General features: G+C 68.4%; 10 protein-coding genes and 2 pseudogenes. 10 read left to right on the forward strand and 2 right to left on the reverse strand.

Going from position 1 to position 13362, the window contains the following annotated elements; translation table 11 throughout:
• Positions 1-37: 37 nt before the first annotated feature.
• Positions 38-994 (forward strand): NADP-dependent oxidoreductase, encoded by a 957-nt coding sequence (locus OG252_RS19395; RefSeq protein WP_329345163.1) that lies wholly within the window; start codon positions 38-40, stop codon positions 992-994.
• Positions 995-1131: 137 nt separating this feature from the next.
• Here OG252_RS19395 and OG252_RS19400 read toward each other — a convergent pair whose 3' ends face one another.
• A complete protein-coding gene (locus OG252_RS19400; RefSeq protein ID WP_329337514.1) occupies positions 1132-1374 on the reverse strand; it encodes a hypothetical protein in 243 nt (80 codons plus the stop codon).
• Positions 1375-1628: 254 nt separating this feature from the next.
• Between OG252_RS19400 and OG252_RS19405 the strand changes: the two genes are divergently transcribed.
• From OG252_RS19405 to OG252_RS19435, 7 genes and pseudogenes are all read left to right on the forward strand, one after another.
• Positions 1629-2588 carry a GlxA family transcriptional regulator gene (locus OG252_RS19405; protein WP_329337516.1) on the forward strand — a complete coding sequence of 320 codons (960 nt, stop codon included), beginning with the start codon at positions 1629-1631 and terminating at the stop codon, positions 2586-2588.
• 1679 nt (positions 2589-4267) lie between these two features.
• The gene (locus tag OG252_RS19410) at positions 4268-5083 is read left to right on the forward strand and encodes an oxidoreductase (RefSeq protein ID WP_329337518.1); all 816 of its coding nucleotides are present in this window, start codon (positions 4268-4270) and stop codon (positions 5081-5083) included.
• Positions 5084-5105: 22 nt separating this feature from the next.
• Positions 5106-5340 (forward strand): annotated as a pseudogene (locus tag OG252_RS19415) (SbtR family transcriptional regulator); the annotation flags it as partial.
• Between the two features lie 234 nt (positions 5341-5574).
• Positions 5575-7107: an MFS transporter gene (locus OG252_RS19420; RefSeq protein WP_329337520.1), complete on the forward strand. Its 1533-nt coding sequence runs from the start codon at positions 5575-5577 to the stop codon at positions 7105-7107.
• A 224-nt stretch (positions 7108-7331) separates the two neighbouring features.
• Positions 7332-7740: pseudogene (locus OG252_RS19425) on the forward strand (ADP-ribosylglycohydrolase family protein); the annotation flags it as partial.
• A gap of 320 nt (positions 7741-8060) precedes the next feature.
• Positions 8061-8876, forward strand: coding sequence for an oxidoreductase (locus OG252_RS19430; protein WP_329337522.1), 816 nt, complete (start codon positions 8061-8063; stop codon positions 8874-8876).
• Positions 8877-9034: 158 nt separating this feature from the next.
• Positions 9035-9952 carry an alpha/beta hydrolase gene (locus OG252_RS19435; RefSeq protein WP_329337524.1) on the forward strand — a complete coding sequence of 306 codons (918 nt, stop codon included), beginning with the start codon at positions 9035-9037 and terminating at the stop codon, positions 9950-9952.
• A 485-nt stretch (positions 9953-10437) separates the two neighbouring features.
• Here the strand turns inward: OG252_RS19435 and OG252_RS52350 are convergent, their stop codons facing one another.
• The gene (locus OG252_RS52350) at positions 10438-10767 is read right to left on the reverse strand and encodes a response regulator transcription factor (protein WP_443068416.1); all 330 of its coding nucleotides are present in this window, start codon (positions 10765-10767) and stop codon (positions 10438-10440) included.
• Positions 10768-11322: 555 nt separating this feature from the next.
• Between OG252_RS52350 and OG252_RS19445 the strand changes: the two genes are divergently transcribed.
• Together OG252_RS19445 and OG252_RS19450 are read left to right on the forward strand one after the other, a co-directional pair.
• Positions 11323-12138 carry an oxidoreductase gene (locus OG252_RS19445; RefSeq protein WP_329337526.1) on the forward strand — a complete coding sequence of 272 codons (816 nt, stop codon included), beginning with the start codon at positions 11323-11325 and terminating at the stop codon, positions 12136-12138.
• A gap of 124 nt (positions 12139-12262) precedes the next feature.
• Positions 12263-13351, forward strand: a complete 1089-nt coding sequence (locus tag OG252_RS19450) for an SMP-30/gluconolactonase/LRE family protein (protein ID WP_329337528.1) — start codon at positions 12263-12265, stop codon at positions 13349-13351.
• Positions 13352-13362 lie beyond the last annotated feature (11 nt).

Below are 13362 nucleotides of genomic sequence, written 5' to 3' on the forward strand. Positions count from 1 at the left end.
CAACGCTGGACGTATGACGAACCCCGATAACGCCACGATGCGCGCCATCCGCCAGGACACCCACGGTTCCCCCGAGGTGCTCAAGGAGGTCGAACTCCCCAGGCCCGTCCCGGGGTTGAGTGAGATCCTGATCGCCGTCCGCGCGGCCGGCGTCAACCCGACCGACTGGTGGAACCGCGCCCAGCCCATGACCGCCAACGGCCTGCCCCTCATCCTGGGCTGGGACGTCTCCGGAGTCGTCGAGGCCGTCGGCACCGGCGTCACCCTGTTCAAGCCGGGCGACGAGGTCTTCGGCATGCTGCCCTACCCCCACGGGGTCGGCGCCCACGCCGAGTACGTGACCGGACCGGCCCGCGCCTTCGTCCACAAGCCCGCCGGCATCGACCACGTCCAGGCCGGCGCGCTCCCCCTCGCGGCCCTGACCGCCTACCAGGCACTCGTCGACACCGCCGACATCCAGCCCGGGCAGCGCGTCCTCATCCACGCCGCCGCCGGCGGCGTCGGCCACCTCGCCGTCCAGATCGCCAAGTCCCGCGGCGCCTACGTCATCGGCACCGCCAGCGCCGCCAAGCACGACTTCCTGCGTTCGATCGGAGCGGACGAGTCCATCGACTACCACACGGTCGACTTCACCGAGGCCGCCAAGGACATCGACGCGGTCCTCGACCCGATCTCACGGGACACCGCCGCCCGCGCCCGCTCCCTCGCCGTCCTCCGCCCGGGCGGCACCCTCGTCTCGATCCTCCCGTTCCCCATCGACCCCGCCGAACTGGCCGACATCGCCGCGCGGGGCATCCGCTACGAGTCCCTGCTCGTCGAGGCCGACCGCGCCGGCATGCAGGCCATCGCCGACCTCGTCGAAACCGGCGCCCTGCGCCCCCACATCGAGGCCACCTTCCCGCTCGCCGAGGCCGCCAAGGCCCACACCCTGGGCGAGACCGGCCGCACCACCGGCAAGATCGTGCTGACCGTGGAGGGGACTGGAAAGGCATAGAGGAGGCTCGACCATGTGCCACCCACCTCTGCCGGGCGTCGAGTTGGTTTCCGGACAGGTGCGGACCTGGGGCCTCGGCCCGGCCGGAGCCTGGGGCGAGTCAGCCGACTACTTCGGTTGGCGCTTCGTGAGCAGTGTCACTGAGGTTGCGTTCCCCAGGTGGGCACGTGGGTGGCATGACGCTGTTCCTTCCGTGAGCGACAGGCCAGACGGACGCGGGCCGCCTTGGGGCGGAAGTCGGGGTCGCTGATGAAGATCCAGGAGTGGTGCTGCCAGGGTCTGATCGCGTCCCGGCCGAGCCAGCGGCGCACGGTGGACGCGGAAAGGGCCGGGGCGATCCTGCGGGCGACGGCCTCGCGGGCCAGTTCCGGGCACGACAAGACTGACAGTGGCGTGCCTGCCTCAGCGGGCAGCTGACACGCCAGCGCCTGGCCCGCCGCCAGGGAACGCTCGGCCCCCGGCTGCAGAGCCTGCGCGCCGGCCCGCCTGTCCAAGGTCACAAAGGAGATCGAGACGCAGAGCGCGGGGCCCTGACTAGCAGCGCGGAAGGTGACGCTGCGTGTGATGCGTCCAGCGTGTTGCCGTCACCGTCCGATCTCATGGCATGAACTCCAACTCTCGACGGGATCACGCCATGGCACCCACTCGCCGAGTCGCCGTTCTGGCCATAGACGGTGTGTACCCCTTCGAACTGGGCATCCCCAGCCGAGTCTTCGAGGCGGCGGACGGCCTCTACGAGGTCCTCACCTGCAGCGTCGACGGCCGCCCGGTACGCACCAACTCCGACTTCTCGATCACCGTCGAGCACGGCCCGGAGGCGCTGCGCACCGCCGACACCGTCGTCATCCCGCCCTTCACCACCACCGCCGTGCCCCCGGAAGTGCCGCAAACCGTGGTCCAGGCGCTCGCGTCCGTAACTCCCGGCACCCGCCTCATCTCAATCTGCACCGGCGCCTTCGTCCTCGCCGCAGCCGGTCTCCTCGACGGTCGGCCGGCCACCACCCACTGGATGGTCGCGGACCTCTTCCGCGCACGCTTCCCACAGGTCGCACTCGACCCGGACGCCCTGTTCATCGACGACGGGGACATCCTGACCTCAGCAGGCGCCGCCTCCGGGCTCGACGTCTGCCTGCATGTCGTCCGCAAGGACCACGGCAGCGAGGTCGCCAACCAGGTGGCCCGCATGTGCATCGCCCCTCCGTGGCGCGACGGAGGGCAGGCGCAGTACATCCAGCACCCGGTACCCGAGGCCACGGCCACCGGAACGGCCACCGTCCGCCGGTGGGCGCTGGAGAACCTCCACGAGCCCATGACTCTTACGGACCTCGCCGAGCACTCCCACATGAGCCTGCGCACCTTCGTCCGCCGCTTCACCGAAGAGGTGGGCATGAGCCCGGGACGCTGGCTGATCCAGCAGCGCATCGACCGCGCACGACACCTCCTGGAAACCACAAACCTGCCGGTGGACGAGATCGCCGGCCAAGTCGGCTTCGCCGGCGGCACATCGCTACGAGAACACCTGCATGCCGCTATTGGCGTCTCGCCGCTCGCCTACCGGCGTACCTTCCGCGGCGCCCTGTCCCCCACGCACTGAGCGCCACCACACACACCGCTCTGCGTATGCGGTGCTGAACCGGCGGACCGCCACGGCCGGGGGAATGGCCACACAGCACGCGCCCGTCCTCCTGCCGGCGCGGCCTCTTCAGCCGCGTGGGAGTTGTTCCACCTGCCCGACTGCGAGGTCCTCGTGGTGACCCGCAATGATCACGGCAACCGCCAGGTGCTGATCTCCGCGCCGATCAGCGAAGCGGCCTGCCCGACAGCGGGGTGCTGACGTCGCGGGCGCCCCAGCGGACCCGGCAGCATCTGGCCGATGTGCCGTTTGCCGGCCCCGAGGAGGTGGGGCGGCTCAAGAAGCGCTGGGTATGTATGGGCCGAAGTGCTCTGCTCGAGGCGCTCGTTCACCGAGCACACCGACCAGGCCCCGCCCCGGGCACGACTCGCCGCGCGGCTCAAGGACGCCATCCTCAACGCGGTTTCCGGCGAGGTCCTCGCCATCGACCAGGCCGCTGGCCAGTTCGGCGCCACGTGGCCGAGCTGGTCCGGTCACTGGGCATCGATGAGCACCAGTTCCGCAGAGTCCGCTGGTTCAAGGACGACGGCGGTTCGTGACGGCGGATCGAGCCGACCTGGCCACCGATGAGGTCATCGACGTCGTCGACGGACGCGACGCAGCGGCCGTCGCAGCCTCGCCGACCGCCCAGCCACGCTGGTGGCGCCGCCGGGTGCAGGTGGTCGCGCCCGACCCGTCGGCCTCGTTCCGCTCCGCGAGCTGCCGCTGCTGTGGACCACTTCCGAACTGGTCAAGCTCGGTAGCGACATGCTGCTCACCGTCGTCCGCGACGGGTGTCGTGAGCCGGCACCAGCGCCGCGGCCGCAAGCAAGATCTCGCGTCGGCTTACCGACTGCTCCTGCTGCGCGGCGGGTGTGGTTCGCCACGACCGCGAAACCCGATGGGCACGGAAGCCACTCCGGGGGCGTTCTGGCGGAGGCTGCGCCTGCTGGCGGTGGACGGCAAGAGCTCCTGACCTGTACGGGTGTCTCAGACCCAAGATGTCTCAGGCGACACACCCTCCGTGGACGAGACGCGCTCGCCGCCGATGGTTCGGGGAGTCGAAGAAGGAGATAGGCCGCGCTGCCGTCGGCGCGGCACATGACCTGCGCGAATGAAACGGATCTGGCGAGCCGCTGGTGCGGTCGTCGGCTCGGTGGTGGGCGATGCCCTGGGCGGGCGTCTTCGAGTTCGGTCCCCAGGAAGCATTCCCGCGCGGTTTCCCGCGCCTGGTGCCGGTGGCGGGATGGGCAGCATCAGCACGAAGGACATCACAGTGCCATCTGGCCTGCATACCGCCACCAGTTTCGACCATGTGATACGCGCGGCAGGCCGCGCCTTGTTTCCTGGCGGTGGAGGTCTCTTGCGACGCATGCAGGACCGGAGCTCGCGGTTCGAACGGCGCGGTAGCTAGGCCAGGCATACAAGAAGAAGCATCAGCAAAGTGGTCCAAAGGTGACTACGCGCAGACGTCAGCCGGCGGTTCCGGCTCGTCGTCTGCTCGTGGTCTTTCCCGTACCGCACCCCACGTTTCCCGAATGCTTCTCGAAGCACCGGGTGTGACCACTTGCCATCGGCCGACGACCCCCGTATGGTCGTACGAACGTAAGACATACGACCGTACGACATACGGACGTACTCCAAACCAAAAGGAGCTCGTGATGGCGACAACTCGGCCGGTGGCACTCGTGACAGGCGCGTCCACCGGGATCGGAAAGGCGGCCGCCCTCGCGCTCGCCGCAGCGGGTTTCGAGACGGTGGGAACGAGCCGGAAGACCTCGGGAGCCGACCGTCGCGACGGCGTGACGTTCCTCGCCCTCGACGTGGGCAGCGACGATTCGGTCGCCGCCGCAGTCGAGCAGGTGATCGAGCGGTTCGGGCGGATCGACGTCCTGGTCAACAACGCGGGCATCGGCTCCTCGGGCGCGTGGGAGGAAAACTCTCTCGCGCAGGCCGAGCGCCTCTTCAACACCAACGTCTTCGGTGTGATGCGCATGACCAAGGCCGTTCTCCCGCACATGCGCGCCCAGGGAAGCGGGCGCATCATCAACATCTCGTCCGTCCTCGGGTTCCTCCCCGCGCCCTACATGGCCAACTACTCGGCGTCCAAGCACGCGCTCGAGGGGTACACCGAGTCCCTGGACCACGAGATCCGCGAACACGGGGTCCGGGCCCTCATCGTCCAGCCGGGCGGTACCAAATCCGCGTTCGAGGCGAACACCGTCGCACCCGACATCCCCATGCAGATCTACGCGGAGCAGCGGGCCATCGCCGACAAGGTGGCGTTGGCGGTCAACGAGGACGGCGACGACCCCGCCACCGTCGCGAAGGCGATCGTCGCGGCCGCCACCGACTCCAAGCCGAAGGTGCGCTACACCGCCGGCCGGCAAGCCCGGCTCGTCAGCGCGGCGCACCGCATCCTTCCCGCCGGGGTCTTCGACGGACAGATCCGCAAGAGCAACAAGCTCCCCGGCTGAGATCTGCGGACAGTGAACCGTCCCCGATCTGTTCGCAGCACGCGAGCGGCTGATGGAACTGGTCGGGCAAATGATGCAGCGCGCCCGAGAGGCCGGGCAGTTGCGCCCCGATGTGGAGTCCGGCGATCTGATGGTCACCGTCAGCCAGCTCACCGGCCCCTGCCAGGCACCGAGTGTTCCTGGACGGTCTGCGGGCACCCGCCCGCCCCGTACTGCCCGGATCGGCCGTGACCGTGGAGGACATGCGACGAGCGTGACTGATCCGGTCGGTCAGATCGATACCGATTAGTTCGGCGCTCGGCGCTCGGCGCCGGTCAGTAGTCGTAACCAGTAACCACCTCGTACAACGCTTTCGGCCGTTGACGATGACGACTCGCCCCTGTCCCTGTCTCGATGTCCCGGCGTCTCGCTGCCTCGATCTCCAACTCCAGCTTTGTCTCTCTGAACTTCCTCATCGTTTTTCGCCACGAAGTCCCGAAGTGGGTATCCCCATGTCTGAAACAGCTCAGGCCACCGCCAAGGCGGCAGCCGACTCCCATGCCAACCGCTGGAAAGCGCTGACGTTCATCGCGCTCGCCCAGCTGATGGTCGTCCTCGACGCGACCATCGTGAACATCGCCCTGCCGTCCGCCCAACAGGACCTGGGCATCTCCGACGGCAACCGGCAGTGGGTCATCACGGCCTACGCCCTCGCCTTTGGCGGTCTGCTGCTCTTCGGCGGCCGCATCGCCGACCTGTGGGGCCGCAAGCGCACCTTCGTCGCCGGTCTGATCGGCTTCGCCGCCGCCTCCGCGCTCGGCGGTGCGGCCACCAACGAGGCGACGATGCTCGGTGCCCGTGCCCTGCAGGGTGCGTTCGGCGCGCTGCTCGCGCCCGCCGCGCTCTCGCTGCTCGCCGTGATGTTCACGGAGCCCAAGGAGCGCGCCAAGGCGTTCGGTATCTACGGTGCGATCGCCGGTGGCGGCGGCGCCGTGGGCTTCATCCTCGGCGGTGTGCTCACCGAGTACCTGGACTGGCGCTGGACGTTCTTCGTGAACATCCCGTTCGCGGTCGTCGCGGCCGCGGGCGCGTACTTGGTCATCCGTGAGCCGGCCGGCGGCCGCAACCGTTCGCCGCTCGACATCCCGGGCGTCGTCCTGTCCATCCTCGGTCTGGTCACGCTGGTCTACGCCTTCACCCGCGCCGAGTCCGACGGCTGGGGCGACTCCACGACGGTTGGCCTGTTCGTCGCCGCGGTGGTGCTGCTCGCCGCGTTCGTCTTCACCGAGTCGAAGGTCAAGGCCCCGCTGCTGCCGCTGCGTGTCATCACCGAGCGCAACCGCGGAGGCGTCTACCTCTCCCTCGGCCTCGCGATCATCGCGTTGTTCGGTCTGTTCCTCTTCCTGACCTACTACCTGCAGCTCGTGCTGGGCTACTCGCCGGTCAAGACCGGCCTCGCCTTCCTGCCGTTGATCGGCGGCCTGATGGTGGGCTCCACCCAGATCGGCACCCGCCTGATAACCCGGGTTCCCCCGCGCCTGCTGATGGCTCCGGGCTTCCTGGTCGCCGGGACCGGCATGCTCGTCCTCACCCAGCTGGAGATCGGCACCTCGTACGCCAGTGTCATCCTGCCGGGGATGGTGCTGCTCGGCCTCGGCATGGGTACGGCGTTCATGCCCGCCATGTCCCTGTCCACGCACGGTGTCGAGCCGCGTGACTCCGGTGTCGCCTCCGCAATGGTCAACACCTCGCAGCAGGTGGGCGGCGCGATCGGTACGGCCCTGCTGAACACGATCGCCGCCTCGGCGACGACCGCGTACATCAAGGACCACATCAGCGGTGCCGGTTCCCAGGCCCAGCAGCAGCTGGTCCAGCTGGAGGGCCAGGTGCACGGGTACACCAACGCGATCTGGTTCGCCGTCGGCATCCTGGTCCTCGCCGCGGTGATCGCCGCGACCTTCATCAACACCGGCAAGCCGGAAGTCGGTCCGGCCTCCGGCGAGGGTGCCGAGGACGAGGCGAAGATCCCGGTGATCGCCCACTGACGGCCCGTACACCGGGTACGCCCGGTACTTCGGGTACTGCGATCACTTCGGGTACTTCCCGTACTTCGTGTACGGCGCGGGGTGGGGACGCCTCGCCGTACACGATGCAGGGTCAGCCCCGGCTCCGAGAGCGACGGAGCCGGGGCTGACCCGTGTTCGGGCCACCAGGCTCGCTGTGATCAAGCCCGGCCAGCGTTAACAAGGCTCGTGATCAATACACCTAGGACCCCGCCACCGCGATCCATTTCCAGGTCGACCAACGACGAGCCGGAAGCGGCTCCTTGATGCGGGCATCGACCTCCGCGGTCCACTTCGCGGCCGCCGGCCAAGAAGCCGCGATGAACGCGGCCACCGCATCGCTGCCCTCACCCATGGTGACCGCGCAGCTTGGGAAGGCACGGCGATCTTCCACGAACTCATCCGCCTCACGTTCGAGGGCACCGACCCCCTCACCGCGCTCCCAGATTCTGGCCCTCCTCCACTCCGACCACCGAGGCCGCTACGCCGCCGTCCTCGCGCCCGACTGGCACCCCGATAAGGCGAACGAGTTCAACGGTGGGTTCCGTTTGGCCCTGTCTGGGCTCCGCCAGCTGGGACCTGCGCACCACCACCAGCTTCGAAGATGCGATACGCGGCAGGCCGCGCCCCTTGTTTCCCGGCATAGGGGTCTCTTGCGATGCGCGCAGGACCGGAGCCCGCGGTTCGCCAGCGCGGTAGCCAGGCAGCCATATGTGAAGAAAAATCAGCAAAGTGGAACAAAAGAGGCTATGCAGGGAAGATCAGCCGACGGTTCCGGCTCGTCGTCCGCTCGTGGTCTTTCCCGTACCGAGCCCCACGTTTCCCGAATCCTTCTCGAATCAGTGGGCGTAACCACTTGCCATCGATCGACGGCCCCTCTATGGTCGTACGAACGTAAGGCATACGAACGTAAGACAATCTCAAGGGAGCCAGTGATGGCGACGACTCGGCCGGTAGTGCTCGTGACAGGTGCCTCGTCAGGGGTCGGCAAGGAGACGGCCCGCGCCTTCGCTGCGGCGGGCTTCGAGGTGATCGGAACCGCTCGCAACGCCGCGCGAGTCACCGCGCCCGCCGGGGTGACCTACCTCGACCTCGACGTGACCAGCGACGAATCGGTCGCCTCCGTGGTCAAGCAGGTGATCGACCGGTTCGGGCGCATCGACGTCCTCGTCAACAACGCCGGCGTCGGCGCCAACGGCGCCGCCGAGGAGTTCTCCGTAGCCCGGACGCAGGAGGTCTTCGACGTCAACGTCTACGGCATCATGCGGATGACCAAGGCGGTTCTGCCGCACATGCGCACTCAACGGCGCGGACGCGTCATCAACGTCTCCTCCCTCAGCGGGTTCGTCCCCAGCCCGTTCATGGCCATCTACACCTCGACCAAGCACGCGGTCGAGGGCTACTCCGGTTCGATGGACCACGAGGTCCGCGAGCACGGCGTCCGGATCCTGCTCGTCGAGCCCGGCCCGATCAACACCCCGTTCGGTGACCACAGCGTGCAGGGCGACACCCCGATGCCGCTCTACGCGTCGGGACGGCGCACCTTCGACGAGGTGCTGGCGAAGAACACCAGCGGCGGCGACGATCCCGCCACCGTGGCCAAGGTGATCGTCGCGGCAGCCACCGACCGGAACCCGAAACTGCGGCGCACCGCCGGCACGACGGCCGCAGGCATCAGCGTCTTCCACCGCGTCCTACCGGCCCGGATCTTCGACCGCATCGTCCGCCGATTCAACCGGATGCCGAACTGACGCTCACCTTCGACACCGCATCCGCCTCGCCGTCGAGCTCGCCTCGCCGTGGCAGACGAGATCGGTCACACCGACCACCCCACCCACACCGCCTGACAAATAGCGGCGATACCGGTCCTCGCGGGCCTCTATCCCACATGGCCCCATGGAGATACCAAGTGTCTGAACACGCTGCAGTCGAACTGAGCCCGGCAGCGATCCAATTCGCGGAATGGCTGGCCACAGGACAGAACCCCCCGTCCGAGTTGGATGCGGCGCGCATCCAGGCGGAGCAGGTCCATCTCGCGGCCCGGGAGCCGGAAGGCGTCACCTATCGGGAGGTGGACGCGGGCGGTGTGCCGGGAATCTGGTGCGAACCCGTCGACGCCAACACCGACCACGTCCTCCTGCACAGCCACGCCGGGGGCTCCGTGCTGGCGTCGGCACCCGTCGACCGAAAGCTCGCCGGCCACATCGCCAAGGCCGCCGGGGCACCCGTACTGGTCCTGGACTTCCGGCGGGCACCGGAACACAAGTACCCGGCCCAGGTCGACGACGCCGAGGCGGCCTTCAACTGGCTGCTCTCCGAAGGCTATGAGCCGGGGAACATCATCACGATCGGCCACTCGATCGGCGGGTTCATCGCCGTCGCCCTGGCGCTTCGCCTCCGCGACAAGAAGCAGCCGCTGCCCGGCGCCATCGTGTCGATCTCCCCCTGGTGCGACCTCGAGATCGCCAACGAGACCATCACGACCAACGCCGCAAAGGACAAGATCCTCAGCAAGGAACTGCTGGAGTTCTTCCGGGATGCCTGGATCGGCGGCACGGGCATCGAGATCACGGACACCCGGATCAACCTGAACCGCGCGGACCTGAGCGGTCTGCCCCCCACCCTCGTCTCCTGGGGAACCTACGAGGTCCTGGCCGGCGAGGACGAGGAGTTCGCCGCCCGCGTCAAGGACGCCGGAATCGACACGGCGACCGTGGTGGTCCCCGGAGGCCAGCACTCCTACGTCTACGGCGCGGGCCGCATTCCGGAGACCGACGCCGCCATCGCACAGATCGGCGCCTGGGTCCGCGAGAAGGCGAAGATCTGACCGAGCGGACGGGCGCGGCACTCGCACGATCCGCGCGCCCGCCGGACCGGGACGGACGCCGGCATGGCCTGCGGTGACGCTCAGATCCACGAACCTCGTCCCAGTCCGGCAGAGGACGGCCGGGACGGCCGGCCACGACGGCGGCTGCGGCTGATACCACGTCGGCCATCAGACGCGGAGCCGTGTCGCGTGCGGCATCGGTGCGCTCGGCGACGAGTTCGGTGAGCTGCCGCGTCACGCGCTACGGACGCCCATCATCGGTGTCGCACCGGCTTCACAACCGTCCCCCCTCTCGACGCCAACCACCCGCCAGGTTGCCAGACGATTCCACACACACTCGATGAGGGAACCGAACGAGGACCCGATGAGTACCTTCCACCCCGATCTCAAACGAGGTCGTTTCATCCCCAATGTGTCCTACGGACGTCTGTCGTCGCGCCTCGTGCGGAGCGTGAAGTGGCGCTCGACCGATCCAGGGCCGGACGTCACGGTCCAGGAGATCCTCGTGCCCGGGCCCAAGGGCGCACCGTCCGTCTCGCTCCGCGTCTTCCAGCCGACCGGCCTGAAGGCAGCGGCTCCAGGTGATGACCCACCGTGCGGGGACTCATCAGCAGCTGTGCCCCGATCTCCCGGTTGGTGAACCCCCGCGCGGCCAGCCGTGCGACTCTCGACTCCTGCGCCGTGAGGATGGCTGCGGTGTCCCGGGCCGTGCGGAGTCGCGGCGCAGGTGCCGCCCGGTCAGCTCCAGTTCGGCCCGGGTGCGGGCAAGCAGAGGCGCCGCGTCCAGTCGGCAAGGCGGCGCTGGCAGCCGCCAAGGCTCAGGTCAACCGGGCGACGCTCCCGCCCGATGCCGACCTGCGAGCGGCCTACACGCAATTCCTGAGCTCCCTGACCTGGCCAGGGCCCCAGGCGTTCCTGCCCCAGTTCGAGAAGCTCGCTGCCGAAAAGGGTCCCGAAGAGCTGGAACTCCGCTTGGGCCACTACCTCGGCATCGCACGTCATGACAGCCGGTGCACACCGGACTGCGAAGACCCGTTCGCGACCAGCGGATGACGCCTCCGGGATCACCTCCAGGGCCACGGTCGGAACGGCCTCCACCTCTTCGACACCGTCGACTGGCGGTTCAGCCGGGCAGCCGGGCCGAGGCTCGTCGATCGGACCGTCCGACCGCTTAGCAAGGCCGTAATGGCGGCCTCTGCCACCTGCCCGTTATCCGCTCGTGATCTTTCCCGTAACGCACCCCACGTTTTCAGATCTTTCTCAGAACTTCTCGGATCGCCGGGCGTGACCACTTGCCATCGGCCGACGACCACTCTATGGTCATACGAACGTAAGACATACGAACGTAAGTCAAACGAAGGGATTCCGTGATGACGACAACTCGACCGGTAGTGCTCGTGACAGGTGCGTCATCGGGGATCGGCAAGGAGACGGCCCGCCGCTTCGTCGCGGCGGGTTTCGAGGTGATCGGAACCGGCCGCAAGACCTCCGGGCTCACCCCGCCCGCAGGCGTGACGTACCTCGATCTCGACGTGGGCAGTGACGAGTCGGCCACCGCCGCGGTCGCAGAGGTGATCAACCGGTTCGGCCGCATCGACGTCCTGGTCAACAACGCCGGCATCGGCGCGTCGGGCGCCGTCGAGGAGAACTCCGTCGCCCAGGCCCAGAGCCTCCTGAACATCAACGTCCTCGGTGTCATCCGTATGACGAAGGCCGTCCTGCCGCACATGCGGGCCCAGGGCGGCGGACGCATCATCAACATCTCTTCCGTCCTCGGGGTCGCCCCCCAGCCCTTCATGGCCCTCTACGTCGCGGCGAAGCACGCCATCGAGGGCTACTCCGAGTCGCTGGACCACGAGGTCCGTGAGCACGGCGTCCGGGTCCTCATCGTCCAGCCCGCCTACACCAAGACCCCCTTCGAAACCAACGCCGCACAGCCCGACACCCCGCTGCCTCTGTACGCGGAGCGGCGCCGCGACTTCGACGAGATGGTCGCGGAGGCGATGGAGAAGGGCGACGACCCTGCCGTCGTCGCCAAGGTGATCGTCACCGCGGCCACCGACAAGAAGCCCAAGCTGCGCTACACCGCCGGCCCGCTGGCCTCACGCGTCACCAAGGCGCGCCGCCTCGTCCCCGCCGGAACGTTCGACAAGCAGATCCGCAAGAACAACCGCCTGCCCGGCTGACACGCCGTGTCCGGCTTCGAGGGCGCCGATTCCGCCCGAACCATCTCCGATGTACCCGACATCCCTGATGTCCCCAAAGCCACTGATCATCGATCAGTTACTCGTTGATTTACCGAGGAGAGTCATGCAGCAGCAAGGTCAGCACACGGTCCGGCGCAGTGCATCGGGCACCCGGCGTTTCGGGAAGGCGAAGAGGAAGGGCGTCATGGCGCTGGCGGTCGCCGCGGCGGCGGGCGTCCTGGTCTCGGCGCCGTCCGCGTCCGCGGGGACGGCACTTTCGTACAGCGGTTCCGTTGTCACCGACGTACGGACCGCGGCGACGTTCGACTACGCGGCCGGCGAGGTCCCCGAGAACATCACCGCCAACCCCGACGGCTCGGTGACCCTGTCCATGCTCGGCAGCTGCGCGGTGTGCGAGCGCACCCACGGGCCGCAGCTGATGCGCATCTCCCCGTCCGGAGAGCGCACCGTGCTGGTCACCGGGCAGGTGGGTGAGGCGATCAGCGGCAACACCCGTGGCAGTGACGGCACCGTCTACTACAGCGTGTGGGCCCCGGGCAACGCGGCCAGGAACGGCGTGTACAAGCTGCTTCCGGACGGCACCCCCCAGCGCATCGCCGCTCTGGCCCCCGACTCGGGCCCCAACGGGCTGGCCATCGACGCGGCCGGACGCACCCTCTACATCGCGGACAGCCTCAAGGGCACCATCTGGTCCGTCCCGGTCTCGGGCGGATCGGTGACCCCGTGGCTGACCGATGGCGCGCTCGCGCCGGTGCCCACCGAAGCCCTGCCGATCGGCGCCAACGGGCTCAGGTTCCACAACGGCGCCCTATGGGCCACCAACTTCAACAAGGGCACCCTGCTGCAGATCCCGGTCACCGCCACCGGCACGGCCGGTCCCGTCCGCCAGGTCACCGGCGGCCTGCCCAACATCGACGACATCAGCTTCCTGACCCCCCGCTCCGACGTGGTGTTCGCGGCGCAGAACGGCTCCTCCTCGCAGAACGGTCCGGACAGGGTCGTGGTCATCTACCCCAACGGCACCTACAAGCCCATCCTGACCAGCGCGGACGGCCTCGCCTCGCCCTCCGCGACCGCGGTCCGCGGCGACCGGCTGTACATCACCGACGGCGGGGTCCCCGAGCCCCACGACCCGAAACTGCAGACCGCCAGGATCAACTTCCCGGCTCTCCTCGCAGGCGCGGCACACTGACCCGACCAGGA

Origin of the sequence: Streptomyces sp. NBC_01352 (assembly GCF_036237295.1) — a bacterium.
In the GTDB taxonomy this organism is placed as follows: Bacteria; Actinomycetota; Actinomycetes; order Streptomycetales; family Streptomycetaceae; genus Streptomyces; species Streptomyces plumbiresistens.

Excerpts from the sequence above, each read along its gene's own strand:
- OG252_RS19445 (WP_329337526.1), top strand. The coding sequence starts at position 11,323 with ATGACGACAACTCGACCGGTAGTGCTCGTGACAGGTGCGTCATCGGGG.
- OG252_RS19395 (WP_329345163.1), top strand. The coding sequence starts at position 38 with ATGCGCGCCATCCGCCAGGACACCCACGGTTCCCCCGAGGTGCTCAAG.
- OG252_RS19450 (WP_329337528.1), top strand. The coding sequence starts at position 12,263 with ATGCAGCAGCAAGGTCAGCACACGGTCCGGCGCAGTGCATCGGGCACC.
- OG252_RS19420 (WP_329337520.1), top strand. The coding sequence starts at position 5,575 with ATGTCTGAAACAGCTCAGGCCACCGCCAAGGCGGCAGCCGACTCCCAT.
- OG252_RS19430 (WP_329337522.1), top strand. The coding sequence starts at position 8,061 with ATGGCGACGACTCGGCCGGTAGTGCTCGTGACAGGTGCCTCGTCAGGG.
- OG252_RS19410 (WP_329337518.1), top strand. The coding sequence starts at position 4,268 with ATGGCGACAACTCGGCCGGTGGCACTCGTGACAGGCGCGTCCACCGGG.
- OG252_RS19405 (WP_329337516.1), top strand. The coding sequence starts at position 1,629 with ATGGCACCCACTCGCCGAGTCGCCGTTCTGGCCATAGACGGTGTGTAC.